Annotated in this window: 16 protein-coding genes and 1 pseudogene; 10 read left to right on the forward strand and 7 right to left on the reverse strand. The window is 71.1% G+C overall.

Annotation, left to right across the window (positions count from 1 at the left end; all coding sequences use genetic code 11):
• The 7 genes from ML01_RS17730 to ML01_RS17760 all read right to left on the reverse strand — a co-directional run.
• Window positions 1-2,606 (reverse strand): tetratricopeptide repeat protein (locus tag ML01_RS17730; RefSeq protein ID WP_156427808.1); only part of this gene is annotated, 2,606 nt, incomplete at its 3' end.
• 627 nt (window positions 2,607-3,233) lie between these two features.
• Window positions 3,234-4,025, reverse strand: a complete 792-nt coding sequence (locus ML01_RS17735) for an alpha/beta fold hydrolase (RefSeq protein WP_082674392.1) — start codon at window positions 4,023-4,025, stop codon at window positions 3,234-3,236.
• 23 nt (window positions 4,026-4,048) lie between these two features.
• Window positions 4,049-5,215 carry a mandelate racemase/muconate lactonizing enzyme family protein gene (locus tag ML01_RS17740; protein WP_058556738.1) on the reverse strand — a complete coding sequence of 389 codons (1,167 nt, stop codon included), beginning with the start codon at window positions 5,213-5,215 and terminating at the stop codon, window positions 4,049-4,051.
• Between the two features lie 91 nt (window positions 5,216-5,306).
• Complete coding sequence (gene menA, locus ML01_RS17745; RefSeq protein WP_058556739.1) at window positions 5,307-6,236, reverse strand: 1,4-dihydroxy-2-naphthoate octaprenyltransferase; 930 nt, start codon at window positions 6,234-6,236, stop codon at window positions 5,307-5,309.
• 58 nt (window positions 6,237-6,294) lie between these two features.
• Window positions 6,295-7,125, reverse strand: a complete 831-nt coding sequence (menB, locus tag ML01_RS17750) for a 1,4-dihydroxy-2-naphthoyl-CoA synthase (protein WP_058556740.1) — start codon at window positions 7,123-7,125, stop codon at window positions 6,295-6,297.
• Between the two features lie 185 nt (window positions 7,126-7,310).
• The gene (gene ruvA / locus ML01_RS17755) at window positions 7,311-7,919 is read right to left on the reverse strand and encodes a Holliday junction branch migration protein RuvA (protein WP_058556741.1); all 609 of its coding nucleotides are present in this window, start codon (window positions 7,917-7,919) and stop codon (window positions 7,311-7,313) included.
• A gap of 19 nt (window positions 7,920-7,938) precedes the next feature.
• Window positions 7,939-9,843, reverse strand: coding sequence for a serine hydrolase (locus ML01_RS17760; RefSeq protein WP_058556742.1), 1,905 nt, complete (start codon window positions 9,841-9,843; stop codon window positions 7,939-7,941).
• A 347-nt stretch (window positions 9,844-10,190) separates the two neighbouring features.
• Here ML01_RS17760 and ML01_RS17765 point away from each other — a divergent pair, with 347 nt between their 5' ends.
• From ML01_RS17765 to ML01_RS30275, 10 genes and pseudogenes are all read left to right on the forward strand, one after another.
• Window positions 10,191-10,847: a L,D-transpeptidase gene (locus ML01_RS17765; RefSeq protein ID WP_058556743.1), complete on the forward strand. Its 657-nt coding sequence runs from the start codon at window positions 10,191-10,193 to the stop codon at window positions 10,845-10,847.
• A 981-nt stretch (window positions 10,848-11,828) separates the two neighbouring features.
• The gene (locus tag ML01_RS17770; RefSeq protein WP_082674393.1) at window positions 11,829-12,770 is read left to right on the forward strand and encodes a DUF305 domain-containing protein; all 942 of its coding nucleotides are present in this window, start codon (window positions 11,829-11,831) and stop codon (window positions 12,768-12,770) included.
• 142 nt (window positions 12,771-12,912) lie between these two features.
• The gene (locus tag ML01_RS17775) at window positions 12,913-15,210 is read left to right on the forward strand and encodes a copper-translocating P-type ATPase (protein WP_082674394.1); all 2,298 of its coding nucleotides are present in this window, start codon (window positions 12,913-12,915) and stop codon (window positions 15,208-15,210) included.
• Window positions 15,211-15,376: 166 nt separating this feature from the next.
• Window positions 15,377-15,970: a hypothetical protein gene (locus tag ML01_RS17780; protein ID WP_216819217.1), complete on the forward strand. Its 594-nt coding sequence runs from the start codon at window positions 15,377-15,379 to the stop codon at window positions 15,968-15,970.
• Window positions 15,967-16,323 (forward strand): response regulator, encoded by a 357-nt coding sequence (locus ML01_RS17785; protein ID WP_058556746.1) that lies wholly within the window; start codon window positions 15,967-15,969, stop codon window positions 16,321-16,323. Before ML01_RS17780 ends, ML01_RS17785 begins: the two co-directional genes overlap by 4 nt.
• A 126-nt stretch (window positions 16,324-16,449) precedes the next feature.
• Window positions 16,450-16,920, forward strand: a pseudogene (locus tag ML01_RS17790) (chemotaxis protein CheB); the annotation flags it as partial.
• Window positions 16,921-16,969: 49 nt separating this feature from the next.
• Window positions 16,970-17,119 carry a hypothetical protein gene (locus ML01_RS31425; protein ID WP_371258222.1) on the forward strand — a complete coding sequence of 50 codons (150 nt, stop codon included), beginning with the start codon at window positions 16,970-16,972 and terminating at the stop codon, window positions 17,117-17,119.
• Window positions 17,064-17,255, forward strand: coding sequence for a type II toxin-antitoxin system ParD family antitoxin (locus ML01_RS27540; protein WP_082674396.1), 192 nt, complete (start codon window positions 17,064-17,066; stop codon window positions 17,253-17,255). The genes ML01_RS31425 and ML01_RS27540 overlap by 56 nt, the downstream gene beginning before the upstream one ends.
• 270 nt (window positions 17,256-17,525) lie before the next feature.
• Window positions 17,526-18,056, forward strand: a complete 531-nt coding sequence (locus tag ML01_RS30270; protein ID WP_058556748.1) for an Rpn family recombination-promoting nuclease/putative transposase — start codon at window positions 17,526-17,528, stop codon at window positions 18,054-18,056.
• Window positions 17,948-18,484 carry an Rpn family recombination-promoting nuclease/putative transposase gene (locus tag ML01_RS30275; RefSeq protein WP_254045302.1) on the forward strand — a complete coding sequence of 179 codons (537 nt, stop codon included), beginning with the start codon at window positions 17,948-17,950 and terminating at the stop codon, window positions 18,482-18,484. Before ML01_RS30270 ends, ML01_RS30275 begins: the two co-directional genes overlap by 109 nt.
• Window positions 18,485-18,839: the final 355 nt, after the last annotated feature.

The raw sequence follows: 18,839 nt of genomic DNA on the forward strand, positions 1-18,839 counted from the left end.
GGGCCGAGCACGCGGGTCCGGTCGGCGAGCAGCGCCTCCAAGGCGGCGATAGCGGGCTGGATCTCGCCGGCTTGGGCGCGGCAGTAGGCGATGTTGTAGCGCGTCCTGAGCGTGTCGGGATGGTCCGGGCCGAGCACGCGGGTCGAGTCGGCGAGCAGGGCCTCGAAGGCGGCGATGGCGGGTTGGATCTCGCCGGCTTGGGCACGCCAGAAGGCGATGTTGTTGCGCGTCCTGAGCGTGTGGGGATGGTCCGGGCCGAGCACGCGGGTCTGGGCGACGAGCAGTGCCTCGGATGCGGCGATGGCGGGCTGGATCTCGCCGGCTTCGGCGCGCAGGGAGGCGATGTTATTGCGCGTCCTGAGCGTGTCGGGATGGTCCGGGCCGAGCACGCGGGTCCGGTCGGCGAGCAGGTCCTCTAAGGCGGCGATGGCGGGCTGGATCTCGCCCGCTTCGGCGCGGCAGACGGCAATGTCGCTGCGCGTCGCGAGCGTGTCGGGATGATCCGGGCCGAGCACGCGGGTCTCGTCGGCCAGCAGGTCCTCGAAGGCGGCGAGGGCAGGCTCGATCTCGCCGGCTTCGGCGCGCCAGTAGGCGATGTTGCTGCGCGTACTGAGCGTGTCGGGATGGTCCGGGCCGAGCACGCGGGTCCGGTCGGCGAGCAGGTCCTCGAAGGCGGCGATCGCGGGTTGGATCTCGCCGGCTTGGGCGCGGCAGTAGGCGATGTTGTTGCGCGTCGTGAGCGTGTCGGGATGGTCCGGGCCGAGCACGCGGGTCTGGTCGGCGAGCAGGTCCTCGGAGGCGGCAATGGCGGGCTCGATCTTGCCTGACTCGCCAAGGGCATAGGCAAACCCTGCGCGGACATCCAGCGCTTGCGTACTCGCGTGATCCACGGCGAGCCCCCGCGCCCGCTCGCCCAGCCGGATTCGCAGCGGCAGCTCCAGCGGCTGATCCTCCAGCGCCCCCAGCAGCGCCCGGATGGCGACCAGGGCGTCAGCGTCGGCGATGCCACCCTGCCCGCCGCGGTGCAGCGTCAGCGTGAGGCGCGCGCGATGCTGGGTCTCGGCGCTGGCGTCGTCGAATCCGGCGGCCTTGATGCAGGCGCCGAGCTGGGTGAGGAAGGCGGCCTTCTTGGACTTGCGGAACTGGCTGCCGAAGGCCTGGCGGGCGATCTCCAGTTGGTCGGGCTCGTTGAAGCGGCGCAGCCACTCGGTGAGGCCGCGCACCCAGCCGTGGGGGATGCGGTCTTGGGCCAGGGTGTCGCGAATGGCGGCGTGGTCCGCAATGGCCTCGCAACCGGCGGTGGCCCGGCCCACCAGGTCGCGGTCCCAGGCGGTCTCGTCGTCCGGGATGGCCAGGGTGGCGAGCACCAGTGCCTGCTGGACCTGGGGCGGCAGGTCGTCCCAGATGCGCTTGTAGTAGGCGGCGACGTCGTCGGCCAGGTCTGCGATCTCCTCGGGCTCCAGGGCCAGGTCCCCGTCCGGAAAATCCAGGCGCCAGGCCTTCTGACGACAGACCAGCTCCAGCATCATGGGGTTGTTGTAGCGCGCGCCCAGGCGGCGCAGGGTGTCGGGCTCGGCCTTGGGGTAGTAGGCGAGCACCAGCCGCTCCATGTCCGCCGCCGGCAACTCGCCGAGGCCGGCCTCCGCCGGCAGGGAGGCGGGCGCCGGGGCGTCGTGCCGCACCCGCAGGCAGCGCTGGCCGAGGTCGGGATCTTGCGTCAGGGCGATCAGCCGGGGTTGATGCTCCAGCTCGCCGGGCCAGGTGCTGCTGATGACGAGGATGGCGGCGTTGGTACGCACCAGGCGCTCCAGCAGCTCGGCGATCAGGGGCGGCGCCCAATGCAGATCCTCGATGAAGACGATCACCGGCAGGCCGGGCCGGGCCAGGCTGCCGAGGTTGTTGATGGTGTCGTCCAGCAGGTTCGGTTGCGCCTCCGGCAAGGGGCCGGACAGGGCGAGGGCCGCCTTGCGCTCGGCGCCGGCCTTGATCCTCTCGTCGCCACGCCGCGCCAGCCAGACCAGCAGCCCGCTGAAAGGCACACTGCCCGAGTTCATCAGCAGCGCCAGCGCCTCCCCGACGCCGTATCCGGTGACCTCGTCGACCAGCGCCGACAGGGCAGCGCGGGCGTCCGCGAGGCTTGGGAAGGCGCGATCATGGAACTTGACCAGCGCGGCCCGGGCCAGCTCCAGGTAGACGGCGTGGCGCTCGATCTGCTGCTCGATGTCCTTGCGCAGGATGCTGGAGGCGGCGCCGTTCTTGTAGTCGGCACCGGACAGGCCCCACCAGAAAAAGTCCGGCAGGCTGCCGGAGGCGCGGTTCAGCTTGTCCCACTCGGGATAGACCCGCTTGCGCCGGTCGGCGATGTCGTCGGACTGCGCGGCGGCGGTGGCCTCCAGGATGGTGGCCGGCCAATAGGCTTGCGCCTGGCGGGCGGCGAGGCGCTCGAACAGGGCCTGGGCGACGCGGGTCTTGCCCCAGCCGGACGGGGCCTCCAGCGACACCCAGCGGGTCGTGCCGGTCTGCTGCACCTCGTCCACCAGGGCGAGCAGGCCATCGACGAGACGGATGCGCGATGCGCCGAGCAGCGGTGGTTGCGGTCTGTCCATGGCTTCGGCTCCACGCCAGGTTCACGTCTAAGGAGACACCGATTGACTGCGCATCCTGCCCAAAAATCGGACGGAGCCGGACGACGGGGTCTCCCGGCTCCTGGACGGTAGACGATTCTACAACGGAGCACGGTTCTCCGAGCGCCGTGGTGATGCGGGGATACAGGGACAAACCAAAATCAATCAGGGGATACAGGGACAGACGACGTATCAATGCCCCTGGGGACAACGCTATGCGTAAGCCGGCCATTGATGCGTGGCCAACTCGCTGCCCGCTGCCGCCATAGGTGCGATCAGCGTGCCGATGGCCGCCGCCTGCCGTGGCCCGCTGTACCCCAACCCGAGCAGCTCGGCAGCCACGCTGCCGCGAGGGTCAAGCGTGCGCAATTCGACGATGGCACTGCGGCGCGCCGCCGAAGCTCAAGTCATTGCGAGCGGTCTTTCAGCAAGCTGCGCACGGGGTTGCTGCGATGGCGATGGCGATGGCCGGATCACAGGTCGACGCGACTGCTCTGGTGCCCGCGGCAGAGCGGGCGATAGCGCCGCATTGGGTCGCTAAAGCATCAGCGGCCGAGGCCTCGGACACGCCTGCGCTGTCTCCCCCGCGATCCACCCATCCACGATGATTCAGCGCGCTCCGCCAATGGCCGCCGCGAGCACCGCGTCCGGCGCCTCCAGCAGCAGGTTGTGGCCGACGTCGGGGACGATGTGGACGGCGGTGGCCGGCCGCTCGCGGGCGATGCGCTTGGCGATGGCGACGAACTTGTCGTCCCGCGCGCCGGCCAGCCAGCCGAGCCGCCCCGGCCAGCGGGCGAGCGCGTCCCAGGTGTCCGGCATCTCGGCGAGGCCGAAGCAGGCCAGGCTCGCGGCGAGCCCGTCCGCGCGCTGCGCCAGCCGGCGTCGGCGCTGCTCCGCCAGCACCGCCGTCAGCAGCCCCGCCTGGCTCGCGAACAGCGGCTGCCGCTCCCAGGCAGCGACGAAGGCGGCGATGCCCTGCTCGCGCAGCAGCGCGATCCAGCGGGCGTCCTGCGCGCGACGGCCTGCGCGCTGGCCGGCATTGAAGAGCCCCGGATGCGCGGAGACGATGGTCGCCGCACGGAAGCGTTCCGGCGCCGCCGCGAGCAGGGCCAGCGCGATGCGCCCGCCCAGGGAGTAGCCGACCAGTGCCTCAATGCCCGCCGGCAGCGCGGCGAGCAGGCGCTCGATCTCCGCCGCGAAGTCACCCGTCGGGTCCGGGCTCCCGCCATGGCCCGGCAGATCCGGCGCCAGCGCGCCCGGGCCGTCCGCCGGCCACCAGGCCCAGTCCGCGCCCGTGCCGGTGAAGCCGTGCAGCAGCAGCGTCGCTGGGGGCCGCAAGGGGTCGCCGACGCGGCGACAGGCGTAACCTGGCAGCGGATTGGTTTCGGTTGCTTGCGTCATGGTGGAGCGCTCAACGTCTGTCCCTACCCGTAATGCTCGCCGCAGCCGGCTGCAAAGCCGCTGCCGCCGACATCCGGCAGCCGGATCGCGCCGTCCTCGATGGCCGGCGGCGTGCCCAGGTCCGACGCCAGCCAAGCCGCCGTCGCCAGCCCGTGCGCAAGCGGGCTGCCGGTGGCCGCCGCCAGTTGCGCCGTCGCCCAGAGCCCCGCAGCGGATTCGACGACGGTCGTCACGACGACCTCGTGCCCGGCGGCTTGAGCCCGTGCCGCGAGCCCGAGCGTGCGGCGCAGGCCGCCCAGCACCGCCGGCTTGAGCACCAGCCGACGCACGGGCAGGTGCCGCGGGTCCATGGCGCCAACGGCAAGCCCCGTCGGCTGGGTTGAGGAACGAAACCCGGCATCCCCCGCGCCGCGGGCCACCGCCATGCCGGGAGACGCGCGCTGATCCGACCCGACGAACGCCGACCCCAGGCGGCCCAGGGACTCATCCAGGGCCAGGCTGAACAGGGCGGCGGCTTGCAGGCGTGCGAGCTCGGCGGCGTCCGGCTCGGCGAGCGGCTCCTCGATGCAGTCGATGGGCAGCCCCGACAACGCGTCGATCCAGCGCGCGGCGAGCGCCGCATCCCAGGCGCCGTTGGCGTCGAGCCGCAGGCTCGCGCCGGGCGGCAGCAGCGCGGCGGCGGCGCGGATGCGCGGGACCTCGATGTCGATGCCCGCGGTGCCGACCTTGAGCTTCAGCACCCGAAAGCCGGCGGCGACGGCGCGCTCGACCTGGACCGGCTCCAGCGTCGCGGCGGCGCCGAGCATGGCGTTGACCGCGACCCGCTCCAGCGCGTCCGCCGCCAGGAGCCGGCGCAGCGGGACAACGTCGCGCCGGGCGGTGAGGTCCAGCAGCGCCGTCTCCACCGCGCAGTCCGCGGCGGGGGTCGCGACTGCCCCGGCAGCGAGCGCTGCCAGCAGCGCCTCGGCGCCGGCGCCGGCGCGCTCGCACCAGTGACGCAGCCGGCGCTCGGCCTGCTCGGCGGTCTCGGTGCCGACCTCGGGCAGCGGGGCGCAGTCGCCGAAGCCGGTGAAGCCGTCGGCCTCGGCCTGCACCAGCCAGCCGGCGCGGACCTCGCAGAGCCCACGGGCCGTGCGCCAGGGGCGGCGCAGCGGCAGTCGATAGGGGATGGTGCTGAGCCGTAGCGCCATGGACCGGCTGCGGGTCGATTACGACAGCGATAGATGAGATTCGGCCGCGCGGGGGCGGCGCGCGATTTCGATCCCGATCCCCGGCGTTTCCCTAACCGAGCAACCAGTGCACCAGCCCGTACAGCAGGAGCCCGAGCGCATACAGCGCCACCAGCAGCATCTGGTACTGCGCCGTGCGCGCGAGCAGCGCGTTCAGCGCGCGGCCCTCGCTGACGTTGAGCTGCCGCACGAGCCACAGCGCCGCCGGCAGCGCGACCAGCACGGGCCAGGTCCAGCCCGGCAGGCCGCCGAACAGCATCAGCGGCACCGGCGCCAGCAGCAGCCCGGCGTAGACCCGGCGCGCCGCGGGGCGGCCGAGCACGTGGCACAGCGTGCGGCGGCCGGCGGCGCGGTCGGTGTCGAAGTCCCGATAGTTGTTGAGCAGCAGCACCGCCGCCGCCGGCAGACCCAGGGCGATGCCGAGGCTGATGGCACCGGCGGACAGGCTGAGCGTTTGCAGATAATAGCTCCCAGCCACCGCGGCGATGCCGAAGAAGCACAGCACGTACAGCTCGCCGTAGGGGCCATAGGCGATGGGCTTGGGACCGCCCGTGTAGGCATAGCCGGCGGCGATGGCGGCGAGCCCGAGCAGCAGGATGGGCCAGCCGCCGCGCACCACCAGCAGCAGGCCGAGCACGAAGCTGGTGAGAAAGGCGATGTGCGCGGCGCGCTTCACCTGCGCGCTGGTGAACCAGCCCTGGGCGGCGGCGCGGGGCGGCCCCAGGCGCTCGCCGGTGTCGGTGCCGCGCTCGAAGTCCGCGGCGTCGTTGTGCAGGTTGGTGCCGATCTGGATGCCGGCGGCGGCGAGCAGCGTCGCGAGCGCCGTCAGCGGCGCGATGCCGCCGGTGTCTGCCAGGGCCAGCAGCAGGGCGCCGACGACGGGTGTGACCGCCAGCGGCAGGGTCTTCGGCCGGGCGGCACTGACCCAGCGTCCGGCGTGCTGGCGAACGGCGTCCGGGGTGAGCTCGCCGGGCGTGCTCACGCGGGGGCGGCGCCACGGGCCGGGCAGCGCATCGCCGATTGTGCAGGGCCGCGCAGGGTCATGGCCGCCGCCGATAGCGCGAGAAGTCCGGCGCGCGCTTCTCCAGGAAGGCGTTGCGGCCCTCCTGCGCCTCTTCGGTCTGGTAGAAGAGCCCGGTGGCGTTGCCGGCGAGCTCCTGGATGCCGGCCAGCCCATCGGCATCGGCATTGAAGGCTGCCTTCAGGCACCGCAGCGCCGTCGGCGAGAGCGCGAGCATGCGCCGGCACCAGTCGATGGTGGTCGGCTCCAGCTCCGCGATCGGTACCACGGCGTTGACGAGGCCCATGGCCAGCGCGTCCTCGGCGTCGTACTGCCGGCACAGGAACCAGATCTCCTTCGCCTTCTTGAGCCCGACGGTGCGGGCCATAAGGCCGGCGCCATAGCCGGCGTCGAAGCTGCCGACCTTGGGGCCGGTCTGGCCGAAGCGGGCGTTGTCGGCCGCGATGCTGAGATCGCACACCAGGTGCAGCACATGGCCGCCGCCGATGGCGTAGCCGGCGATCATGGCCACCACCGGCTTCGGCAGCGTGCGGATGCGCCGTTGCAGCTCCAGCACGTTCAGGTGCTCGGTGCCGGCGGCGTCGCGGTAGCCGCCGTCGCCGCGCACGCGCTGATCGCCGCCGGAGCAGAAGGCGAGATCGCCCTTGCCCGTCAGGATCACGACGCCGACGGTGGGGTCGAGGTGCGCGCGGTGGAAGGCGTCCAACAGCTCGATCACCGTCTCGGGGCGGAAGGCGTTGCGCACCTCCGGGCGGTTGATGGTGATGCGCGCGATGCCCTCCGCGTGGTGGTATAGGATGTCCTCGTAGAGCACATCCTCGGGGGCCTGCCAGTCGGGGGCGGCATACATGGGGTCGGCGTTGTCTCTCAAGGCGGCTCGCTCGCGGGCTGGGCGGGGCAAGGGCGGGATTGTAACCGGCTGCCGCCGGTGAAGCGGCATCCCGGGGCGCCGTCGGTCTGTCTCTCTTGGAGCCCGGCGCGGCACGGGCCGAGGTCAGTCTGTCGGAGGACGCCGGCGCCGAACGCCCAAGGCGCTCACCCCGCCGAGACCGACCGCAGCGCCGTGCGGATGATCTCCTCCGAGGTCTTGGCGCCGTCGTCTACGGCACGCGCCATGCGGTTCGCGTCCGCGGGCTTGTAGCCGAGCGCGATCAGCGCGCTCACGGCGTCGGCGAGGGGCGCGTCGGCCGCTGCCGCCGCGGCCCCCGGGGTGTGTGCCGGCAGCACGCCCGTGCCGCCAAGCGTGGCGACCCGGTCCTTCATCTCCATCACCAGCCGCTGCGCGGTCTTGCGGCCGATGCCGGGGAGCCGGCTCAGGGCGGTCAGGTCCTCCTGCTCCACCGCGAGGGCGAAGCGCTGCGCGTCCATGCCGGACAGGATGGCCAGCGCGAGCTTGGCGCCGACGCCGGTTACCTTGAGCAGGTCGCGGAACAGCGCGCGGTCGCGCTCCTGCAAAAAGCCATAGAGCACGTGCGCGTCCTCGCGCACCGCCAAGTGCGTGATCAGCGTCACCGGCTCGCCGACGGCGGGGAGGTCATAGAAGGTGCTCATGGGCGCCTCGACCTCGTAACCGACGCCGCCGACGTCGATCAGCACCTGCGGCGGGTGCTTGGCGAGGATTTGGCCATGGAGGCGTCCGATCATGGTGGCGAAATGTACCTGATTATTGCATCGGCGTGCCGTCGTCCATGGCCGTTGCCGCTGGAGCCGCCGACGGCCCGCCGTCGTCGACGCGCCGCGCCAGATAGCCGGACCAGCGCAGCAGGGGCGCGTCGTCGCCGGCGCCCGCGACGAAGCGCAGCGTGTCACCACGATTGCGGCCGAGGCCGACAATGACGCCGCTGTCGTCATCGAGCGGCCGCACCGGCATCTGGATGCGCTTGGACGACAACACCGGCATCCGGTAGCCGAAACAGACCTTGCCGTCGGTGAGCGACAGGCGCAGGTCCATGACCGGAAAGCCCGCGTCGGCATTGATGACCTCGTAGCGGCCGAGCCGTGCGCGCCAGGCCGCCGGCAGCGGCTCTGCTGGCAGCTTCTCGCCGAGCACCGCAGGGCCGGTGCCGGTGTCGGCCACGACCACCTCGCGCTCACCGATGCGCCGCGCCTGGTAGCGCATGGAGGCCAGCGCTTGCGCCGCGGCCGGCAGCGCCCGCGTTTGGGCGTCGACCCGCAGCCAGCCGTCGGCGCCGCGCACCAAATCCATGCGCGCGCCTTCCATGCACGCGCACAGCGTGTGGCGATCGTCCTCGCCGTTCGCGGCGATGGCGATCAGCCCCAGATCGGTGGCGAAGTGGCCGTCGGCGCCGATTACGGTGCCGCCGGCGGCCGGCCGGTCGCTCGCGGCCGGCGATGCAGACACGAACAACTCCGGCGGCAGCGGCTCCGGCACCAGCGCGGCCGCGTGGGTCAGGATGGTCTCGGCCAACTGCACGACCACGCGGCGCGCATCGCCGCTGCTCGCCAGCACCGCCACGCCGAGTCCCGCCTCCGGCAGCAGCACCAGCTCGGCCGCAAAGCCCAGCGTGGTCCCGCCGTGCCGCACGACCGGCCCGGCGTCGCCCACGGTGCCGTCCTCCAGGAACCAGCCGAGCCCGGTCGCCACATCCAGGTCCAGGGCCACGGCAGCGTTCTGCGGCATCATCATGGCCTCAATGGGCCCCGGTGCCAGCACTTGGCGGCCGTGCAGCTCGCCGCCGCAGAGCAGTGCAATCAGGAAGCGCCCGAGATCGGTGACCGAGGTCTCCAGTCCCTGCGCCGGCAGGTCGCGAATCGGCAGCGGCGCCAACGGCGCACCGCCACGATGGCCGACGGCCAGGCGGTCGGCCGCCGCGGGCAGCGCTGCGATGCGGGTCGCGCGCATGCCGAGCGGGGCGAACAGCGTCCGCTCCAGGTACGCCGCGAAGGGCTCCGCCGCGGTCGTCTGGACCAGATCGCCGAGCAGCGTGTAGCCGACGTTCGAGTAGCTGAACACCAGGTTCGGCGGAAACGCGGCGAGCTCGTCGCGGAGCTGCGTGGTGACGGCAGCGAAGGGCGTGTCCGACCACAGGCCCTTGTGCAGGTCCGACGGCACGCCGGCATGATGGCTCAGGAGCATGCGCGGCGTGATCTGCGCCGCGCTGTCGAAGCGGCTCTTCATCGTCAACTTAGGCAGCGCCGTCACCAGCGGTGCGTCAAGATCGATGCGCCCGGCCTCGGCCAGCGCCAGCGTCGCGAGCGCCGTGAAGGGCTTCGCCAGGGAGCCCGCGCGATAGACGGTGTCGGCGCTCGCCGCCCGCCCCTGCCGCGGGTCCGCGGCGCCGAAGCCCTCGGCCCAGAGCACCTGGTCGGAGCGCACCAGCACCAGGCTCACGGCCGGGACTTGCAGCCGCGCGCGGACGGACTCGATCTGCGGCGCCAGGGCATCGCGTAGCCGGCGGATGGACGGGCTGACGATGGTGCCGCCCGACGGCGCCCGGATTGCGGCGGACTCAGGGGTGGCTTTCGGCGCTTGCGCGTCGGCACGGCCGACCCCGGCCGACGCTACGAGCAGGCCCAAGGCAAAGACCGCAACGGCACTGCGCAGCATGGAAACCCCGGCGCCGGCGGCGCGTTGGATGAATGGGCGGCGCCGAGGGCCGAGGGCCGAGGGCCGAGGGCTGAGGGCTGCGGAGACCTCCCTTAGCCCTCGGCCCTTTTAACTGCAAACGCCGGGGTCGGGATCGGTTGGCGCTCGGTTCGATTTCGATTTCGATCCCGATCCCGATGTGCCGCGCCAGTCCAACGTCCCGTAGACGGTCGGCGGCGGCGGCGCCGGCATGCACGGGAAGTTCGCGGGCCCTTGATTTGTCGCTTGACCCGTGTATCAAGCCTGACTAATCTCATCGCCCACCAGTGCCCGGGTCAACGCGGGCTCAGCTTGCTAATCCCGCGCCCATGAATCCGTACCTCCTCAGACGACCGGTTTTCGGCCTGTTGCTCATCGCCGGTGCGCTCTCGCTCACCGCCTGCGGCGCTGCCAAGGACCCGCGCAGCGACTTGGGCAGCAAGGACACCCGCAACGCGATGCTGGTCAGCGTTCGCGACCAGCGCATGCTGCTGGTCCGCGACGGCAAGCCGGTGAAGAGCTATGCCATCTCCACCTCGAAGTTCGGCGTCGGTTCCGAGCCGGACAGCTACAGAACGCCCCTCGGCCGGATGGAGATCGCAAGAAAGATCGGCGACGGCCAGCCCAACGGCATGGTCTTCAAGGGCCGCAGCCCCACCGGCGAGATCCTCCGGGCAAACGCGCCGGGCCGCGACCCGATCGTCAGCCGCATTCTGTGGCTCAACGGCAAAGAAGGCCAGAACAGCAACACCTTCCATCGCTTCATCTATATCCACGGCACCCCGGAGGAGTCGCGTTTGGGGCGTCCCGCCTCCTACGGCTGCATCCGCATGGGGATGGAGGATGTGATCGATCTCTACAGCCGCGTCGGCGAGGGCGCGGAGGTCCAGGTGATTCTGGACCCTCTGCATCAAACGCCTGCAGGCCGCAAGTACGCCAAGAAGCGGCCGAAAACCGGCACGCAACTCGACCTTGCGTCTTATTGATGAAAGGGCCGAGGGCCAAGGGCCAAGGAAGACCTCCTTGGCCCTCGGCCCGGCGCAAGACGACGCTCTGGCGAGGCACATCGGGATCGCTATCGAAATCGAACCGAGTGTCAACCGCTTCCGATAGCGATTTCGATAGCGATGCGCACGACTCGTCGGCCTGAGGCTCTGCCTCGTTAGTGTTGACTGGAGTGTTGACCGGAGTGTTGACCGGAGTGTTGACCGGAGTGTCGGCCGGAGTGTTGACCTCCAGGTCAACACGAACTGAGCGGGCTGCACTGATACCGCGAGTGCCGAGCCGACCTGGCGGTCGGCTCTCCGGCCCCGGCCCCTCCGCTCCGGCCCCGCTCCGGCCCCGCTCCGAACGGTCTCGCGATTCACGCGCCGCTGCACTAGCCAGACCCCGATGGCCCGTCCGAAGCAGGTCTGGAACCCCCGACGACGCCCGACTCGATTGCCCAAGCTCGCGTGATTTCCACCGCCGGCCGGGGCATTGGAGCCGCCGCGAGCTCGCTGACCGCCACGGGTCGGCGCTCGCTGCCGACGGCCGCGCCGTCGGCGGAGCCAAGTCCGGCGCCACCCGTGCTGGCCTTCCCCGCGCGAAGATCGCTGCCCGCAAAGCGCGGCGCCTCCCGGTGGCATCCGTCATGCAACGGCAACTCTGCATGCAATCGCAATCTTGATCGGCAACCTTGATCGGCAATCTTGATCGGCAACCTTGATCGGCAATCTTGATCGGCAATCTTGATCGGCAAAGTTTGATCGGCAAAGTTTGATCGGCGACGTTTGATCGATCGCCGCCGCCAACCGCGACCCTCGCCCAGGAGATCGTCCGAACCCTGAGGTCCATAGGCGCCCAAGAGCGTGCGCCATTGCCTCCTGCGACATCCCTCGGCGGCGTCGGCGTGGTCGGGCTCATCCCGCCCGCGGCGGTGATTGCCCCGGCGCGATCAGCGCCGCAACAGCCGCGACGACGCTGACATGTCCTACGCCCGCTTCGGCCTCATGATCGCCACCTCGACGGTGGTGATGTTCGTGCTGATGTACCTCAACACCTACGCCTGGGAGCACGTCTTCTTTTCGGAGACGCGCGTCTACATGGCGCTGCTGATGGGCGCCACGATGGCGGTGATCATGCTGACGTACATGCTCGGCATGTACGCCGATGCGCGCATGAACCTCGGCATCTTCGCCGGAGCGGCCATCGCCTTTGCGCTGGCGCTGTGGCTCGTGCGCAGCCAGGCAACGGTGTCGGGGCCAAGCTACCTGCGGGCCATGATCCCGCACCATTCCATTGCGATCATGACCTCGGAGCGTGCCCAGATCCGCGACCCGCGCGTGCGCAAGCTCGCCGACGAGATCATCGAGGCGCAGCGGCGCGAGATCGCCGAGATGCGCTGGCTGATTGCCGAGGTCGCGGCCGGCAGGACTGTCGACGCCGTCTACCGCGACCCGCCCGCCGCGCCCGGCAGCATCGAGCAGGCGCTGTCCAACACCCTGCTGAGCCGGCTCGACCTGTCGCCGATGCCGGACGCCGAGGCCGCGCGGGTGCTCGATGCCGAGGCCCCCTGCACCTTCCGCCGGGCCGCCGGCAGCCATCCGGTGCTCTGGGCCACCGCGGACGGCGCTGCGGCGGCGGTGAAGCTGAACGGCGTGCTGGTTACCCTGTCCGGCACCGGCACCGACACCGGCACCGACGCGGCCGGCGACGCCGTGTTTCGTGCGCCGGGCGTCAGGCTGACGCTCAATCCCCTCGGCGAGGCGGCGGACTGGCGCGCGGATGCCGAGCTGATCTTCGCGCTCGATGCGGGGCTCAGGGTCGGCTACCGCGGCTTCTACGACTGCGCGGGCGAGACCGACCCGAACGACCGGGCGGGGCCGCGGCCCGGTGCTTCGCTGCTGCGGGAAGCGCCGGGGCGATAGCGGGCTCGCCTGGCGTTGGCGGAACGGGAGCGCCGGCGCGTCGCTCGTGGCCGCGGGACGCTCTGGGCTAGATTGCCTGACGATAGCGATAGCGATGAGCACGGCTCGCGCTGAGGCGAAGCCTCGCTAGGAGGTAGACATCATGCACGCTCATCAAACCACCGCCGGCCGGACGCCCGGGCGCGTGACCGATCCGGTCGGCGACCCCGCAGGGACCACGTACGTCTGCCCCATGTGCCCGGACGTGCGCGAGCCGGCCCCCGGCGCCTGCCCGTCCTGCGGCATGGCCCTGGAGCCGGAGACCCCGACCGCGCCGACCACCCGCACCGAATACACCTGCCCGATGCATCCGGAGGTCGTGCAGCAAGGCCCCGGCACCTGTCCCAAGTGCGGCATGGCGCTGGAGCCGCGCACCGTGACGGCCGAGGCCGCGCCGGAGCCCGAGCTCCTCGACATGACGCGGCGCTTCTGGCTCAGCGCCGCGCTGGCCTTGCCGGTGCTGGTGCTGGCGATGACCGCCGACCTGGCGCCGGGCTGGCTGCCGGCCGGGCTCTCCATGCGCGCGGTGCAGTGGATCGAGCTGGTGCTCGCCACGCCGGTGGTGTTCTGGGGCGGCTGGCCGCTCCTGGTGCGCGGCTGGCGATCCGTGCGCACCTGGAACCTGAACATGTTCACGCTGATCGGCCTCGGCGTGACCGTCGCCTGGGGCTACAGCGTCGTGGCGCTGCTGTTGCCGGGGTTGTTCCCGGCCAGCATGCGCATGGCCCACGACACCGTGCCCGTCTACTTCGAGGCCGCCGCCGTCATCACCACGCTGGTGCTGCTGGGCCAGGTGCTGGAGCTGCGCGCCCGCGGCAGCACCAACGCCGCCATCCGCCTGCTGTTGGGGCTCGCGCCCAACAACGCACGCCTGGTGCGGGACGACGGCACCGAGGTGGACGTCGCGCTGGACCAGGTGCAGCCCGGCGACCGGCTGCGCGTGCGCCCCGGCGAGAAGGTGCCGGTGGACGGCGTCGTCGTCGGCGGCAGCAGCAACGTCGACGAGTCCATGGTCACCGGCGAGCCCATCCCCGTGGCCAAGGCCGAGGGCGACCGGCTCATCGGCGCGACCCTGAACGGCACCGGCGGCCTCTTGATGCGCGCCGAGCGCGTCGGCGCCGACACCCTGCTCGCGCAGATCGTGCGCATGGTGAGCGAGGCGCAGCGCTCGCGCGCGCCCATCCAGCGCCTGGCCGATGTGGTCGCGGCCTGGTTCGTGCCCGCGGTGGTGCTGGTGGCGGCCGTGGCCTTCGTGGTCTGGTGGGTCTGGGGACCGGAGCCGCGCCTGGCCCATGCCGTGGTCAACGCGGTGGCGGTGCTCATCATCGCCTGCCCCTGCGCGCTCGGCCTGGCGACACCCATGTCCATCATGGTCGGCACCGGCAAGGGCGCGAGCATGGGCGTGCTGATCAAGCACGCCGAGGCCCTGGAGGTGCTGGAGCAGGTGGACACGCTGGTGGTGGACAAGACCGGCACCCTGACCCGGGGCCGACCGGCGCTGACCACCGTGCAGGCGGTGCCGGGTGTCGATGAGGACGCGCTGCTGCGCCTCGCCGCCAGCCTGGAGCGCGCCAGCGAGCACCCCCTGGCGGCGGCCGTCGTCGCCGGCGCCGAGGCCCGCGGGCTCCGACTCGCCGACGCCGAGGGCTTCGCATCGGTCACCGGCGGCGGCGTCTGCGGCCGCGTCGAGGGGCGCCGCGTGCTGCTCGGCACCGGTGGCTTGCTGCACAGCCACGGCATCGACACCGCGGGGATCGAGGCCGGCGCCGAGGCCCGCCGCGCGCAGGGCGAGAGCATCGTCTTCGTTGCCGTCGACGACGCCTGCGCCGGGCTCATCGGCGTCGCCGACCCCATCAAGGACGGCACGCCGGAGGCCATCCGCGGGCTGCATGACCAAGGCCTCGCCGTTGTGATGCTCACCGGCGACGGCCGCACCACCGCCGTCGCGGTGGCGTCCCAGCTCGGCATCGATCAAGTCGAGGCGGAGCTGCTGCCGGCGCGCAAGGCCGAGGTCGTCGCCCGGCTCCAGGCCGAGGGACACCGCGTCGCCATGGCCGGCGACGGCATCAACGACGCCCCCGCACTCGCCCGCGCCGACGTCGGCATCGCCATGGGCACCGGCACCGACGTCGCCATGGAGAGCGCCGGCGTGACCCTGGTGAAGGGCGACCTGCGCGGCATCCTGCGCGCCCGCCGCCTGAGCCGCGCGGTGATGCGCAACATCCGCCAGAACCTGTTCTTTGCCTTCATCTACAACGCCCTCGGCGTGCCGGTGGCGGCGGGCGCGCTCTACCCCGTTTTCGGGCTGCTGCTGTCGCCGATGATCGCCGCCGCGGCGATGAGCTTCAGCTCGGTCTCGGTCATCGGCAACGCGCTGCGGTTGCGGTCTGTGAAGCTCTGACGGGAGACGGCGGGGCGAGGGCGAAGGGCCGAGGGCCGAGGAGGGCTCCTTGGCTGTTGGCCCTTGGGGCACCGCCTGCTGGAGGCAAGATCCAACGGTCGCAGCAAAGCCGCCGCGGGACGGCGGTTTCGGCGCCCCCGTGCCGACAAGCTAGACTCTCAAGATGATGCACAGACGCCCCCAGCCGAACCCAGGGCCAGTGCGGCAAGACAGCGAGCACCGCGATGTCGTGTACCGCATCGATGCGGACGACCGGATCTGCTTCGTCAACGACGCCTGGCTGGACTTCGCCGACGCCAACGCCGGCCCCAGCGGGGCCGAGGGCCTGCTCGGCTCGCCGATCCTGTCGCACATCTCGGACGCCGAGACGCGCCATATCTATCGGCTCCTGCTCGATCGGGCCCGGGCGGCGGCGCGCCCCGTCCGTTTCCGCTACCGCTGCGACTCGCCGGAGCTGCGGCGCCTGCTGGAGATGCACATCCGCGCGCTGCCCGGGGGCCAGGTCGAGTTTTCCAGCCGGGTGCTGCGCCTGGAACCGCGCGCGCCGGTGCGGCTGCTCGATCCGGCCGCGCGGCAGCGCCGCGGGGACCCGTTGCAGATCTGCAGTTGGTGCAAGGCCGTGCAGGTGCAGACCGCCTGGCTGGAGGTGGAGGCGGCGATGCAGCGGCTCGGGGCCTCGGATGCCGATCTTCCTCCGCTCAGCCATGGCATCTGCCCTGCCTGCAGCGATCGCCTGACGCGCCTCGGAGGTGCTCCATGAGAATTCTCGTCGCCGAGGACAACCACATCCTCGCCACGATCCTGGCCGATTACCTGATCGGGCGCGGTCACGAGGTCGTTGCCGCCTACGATGGGCGGCTCGCTGCGGTGTTCTGTCGGCAGCGAGAGTTCGATGCCGTCGTGATCGACTTGGTGATGCCCGACGTCTACGGCGTGGATGTGCTGGAGGAGCTGCATGCGCAGCAGCGGATGCCGCACGCCATCGTCATCAGCGGCTTTCCGGAGCTGGTGGACGAGATGGCGCCGCGCTTGGCGGCGGTCGGCGTCGATGCGGTGATCCTGAAGCCGTTCTCGTTCTCCGAGGTCGACGAGGCCCTGGCACGGCTGCACTGACCGACTGCGCGGGCGTTTGGTGCCTCGGGTCGAGCCCTGCCGTGAAGGGCAGGTGCGCCCTCGGTATCGTTGCGGGCGTCTGCCGGCAGGCCCACTCGCATCAGGACAACGCCCGCTCCGACACGCATGCCGCATCCAACCGACCAAGGCCAAGAGCAGCCGCCGATCGTCGGGATCGGCGCCTCCGCCGGGGGCATCGAGGCACTCAGGCGCTTCTTCAAGACCATTCCGGACGACCTCGGCGCGGCCTACGTCGTCATCGTGCATCTCGCGCCCGACCACGACAGCGAGCTGCCGGCCATCCTCGCGCGCGAGACGCGGATGCCGGTGACGCAGGTCGGCGATCACGACCGGGAGTCGCTGCAGCCGAACCACGTCTATGTGATCGCGCCGGACCGCAAGCTCCAGGTGACCGACTCCGCCGTCGGCGCCTCGCGCTTCGAGCAGCCGCGGGGGCAGCGTTCCGCCATCGACCTGTTCTTTCGCTCGCTCGCGGAGGTCCCGGGCGACATCTACGCGGTCGTGCTCTCCGGCGGCGGCTCGGACGGCGCGCAGGGGGCGCGGGCCATCAAGGCCGCCGGCGGCCTGGTGCTGGTGCAGGCCCCCGCCGCTGATCTATCTGGATCAGGAGGTGGAAGAGCAGGTGATGGCGCTGTTTCGCTATGCCCTTCGCGACGACGGCTACCTGTTTCTCGGCAGCTCGGAGACGGCAAGCGAGCAATACTTTCGCCCGCGACTTCGTGGACCGCCAGGTCGCCACGCACAGCTTCGCCAGCACGAGCGAATACCTCCGTGAGCTGATTCGGCGCGAGCGTGACCTTGAGTTGCTGCGCGATAAGCTGCTGGCCGGGCGTGACTCCGGACCGGCCACACCCATCGACGACGCCTGGTTCGCCAGGTTACGGGCACAGGCCGGCAGTCTGCGTATCTGATCTTTCTACGTGGACGACGCCGGGCGGCTCGACATCTCGTCGGCGCTGCTGAGGGAAGGCGACGCAGACGAAGTCGCAGACGATGGCTGAGCATACGCCCGTGCACGCCGGTGTTGATTGGCCAGCTCGGGGCAGCCGGCTTGCCGTCGTCCGCGCCGACCTCTCGGCATGACGCCGCCGCCCAACGCAAAGCCAGCCTCCCCCGCGCCGACAACCACCAGCCGGCCACGGGATGTGCCTTTCCATGCCCGATCGCGCTATGCTCTCGCCATGAACGACATCGCCACCCCACACGATACCTTCTTCCGCGAGAGCTTCGGCCGGCGCGAGATCGCTTGCGACTTCCTGCGCTGCCGATTGCCGCCGGCGCTGCTGGCGGACATCGACCTCGCGACGCTGGAGATCGCCAAGGACACCTACGTGTCCAGCGACCTGCGCTCGGCCTATTCCGACCTGGTCTACCGCCTTCGCCACCGCGATGGGCCCCTGCACGTCTACCTGCTGTTCGAGCACAAGAGCTGGCCCGAGCACTGGACCCCGCTGCAACTGCTGCGCTACGTCACCGCCGAGGGCGAGCAGTTCCGCAAGCAGCATCCCGAGGCGCGCCATCTGCCGCCGGTCTACACCATCGTCGTCTATCCGTCGTCTATCACGGGGCGCGTGCTTGGCAGGCACCGGCGGACTTCCATGCCATCGTCCAGCCGTTGCCGGCGGCGCTCGCGCCCTTCGTGCCGAGCTTCCGCTACGACATCGCGGACCTGTCCAGCCGCACCGACGCCGAGATCAAGGGCAAGGTACTGACGCGGCTAGTCCAACTCGCGCTGCGCTGGATCTTCGACGACGCGCCGATAGAGCGCCTGCGCGAGCTGATGGCGCTGATCGAGCAGATCGAGGACCGCGACACGGCCGTGGCCGTGCTGGAATCCCTGCTGCGCTACTATGTCCAAGGCACCGGCCGGGTGGACGAGCCCGCCGTCCGCACGCTGCTGCAACAGACCTCCGCCGGAGACCCGATCATGCAGACCTTCATCGACCGCTATATCGAGCAGGGCCGCGAGCAGGGCCTCCAGCAGGGCGAGGCCGCGGTCCTGCTGCGCCAGATCGAGCGCAAGTTCGGCCCGCCGACCCCCGACATCCGCGAGCGCGTGCTGAGCGCCGATGCCGAGCGGCTGCTGGACTGGTCCGAGCGCATCCTCACCGCCGAGACACTGGAATCGGTGCTGCACTGAGCCGGGCGGCCGGAGACTGGCAATCGGAGTGCCCTAGCCGCATGCAAGCCAAACGCCTGCTGTCGTATCGCCAACGGCTGACGGACAGCCTGTTCAAGGAAGTCCGGGTCAGAGCATGGACACCTAGAGCATGGACACCGTCTTGCGCAGCCCGCTCGCCCGCGTATTGAACCAAGGGCCAAGGGCCAAGGGCCGAGGCGGACTCCCTTGGCCCTCGGCCCTTTTGCCTGCAAGCGCCGTGTCGTCGTGAAACTTGACTTATCTGCCAACATTCGGCGCCGTCAAGCAATCCAGCGAGGCAGAGCCTCAGACCGACCAGGGCACGGCGCCTCGTCTTGCGCAGCCCGCTCGCCCG

Origin of the sequence: Thiohalocapsa sp. ML1 (genome assembly GCF_001469165.1) — a bacterium.
Lineage (GTDB): Bacteria > Pseudomonadota > Gammaproteobacteria > Chromatiales > Chromatiaceae > Thiohalocapsa.

Excerpts from the sequence above, each read along its gene's own strand:
- ML01_RS17775 (WP_082674394.1), top strand. The coding sequence starts at position 12,913 with ATGCACGCTCATCAAACCACCGCCGGCCGGACGCCCGGGCGCGTGACC.
- ML01_RS31425 (WP_371258222.1), top strand. The coding sequence starts at position 16,970 with ATGGCGCTGTTTCGCTATGCCCTTCGCGACGACGGCTACCTGTTTCTC.
- ruvA (WP_058556741.1), bottom strand. The coding sequence starts at position 7,919 with ATGATCGGACGCCTCCATGGCCAAATCCTCGCCAAGCACCCGCCGCAG.
- menB (WP_058556740.1), bottom strand. The coding sequence starts at position 7,125 with ATGTATGCCGCCCCCGACTGGCAGGCCCCCGAGGATGTGCTCTACGAG.
- ML01_RS17760 (WP_058556742.1), bottom strand. The coding sequence starts at position 9,843 with ATGCTGCGCAGTGCCGTTGCGGTCTTTGCCTTGGGCCTGCTCGTAGCG.
- ML01_RS17735 (WP_082674392.1), bottom strand. The coding sequence starts at position 4,025 with ATGACGCAAGCAACCGAAACCAATCCGCTGCCAGGTTACGCCTGTCGC.
- ML01_RS17785 (WP_058556746.1), top strand. The coding sequence starts at position 15,967 with ATGAGAATTCTCGTCGCCGAGGACAACCACATCCTCGCCACGATCCTG.
- ML01_RS17770 (WP_082674393.1), top strand. The coding sequence starts at position 11,829 with ATGTCCTACGCCCGCTTCGGCCTCATGATCGCCACCTCGACGGTGGTG.
- ML01_RS17780 (WP_216819217.1), top strand. The coding sequence starts at position 15,377 with ATGCACAGACGCCCCCAGCCGAACCCAGGGCCAGTGCGGCAAGACAGC.
- ML01_RS17765 (WP_058556743.1), top strand. The coding sequence starts at position 10,191 with ATGAATCCGTACCTCCTCAGACGACCGGTTTTCGGCCTGTTGCTCATC.
- ML01_RS17740 (WP_058556738.1), bottom strand. The coding sequence starts at position 5,215 with ATGGCGCTACGGCTCAGCACCATCCCCTATCGACTGCCGCTGCGCCGC.
- ML01_RS30270 (WP_058556748.1), top strand. The coding sequence starts at position 17,526 with ATGAACGACATCGCCACCCCACACGATACCTTCTTCCGCGAGAGCTTC.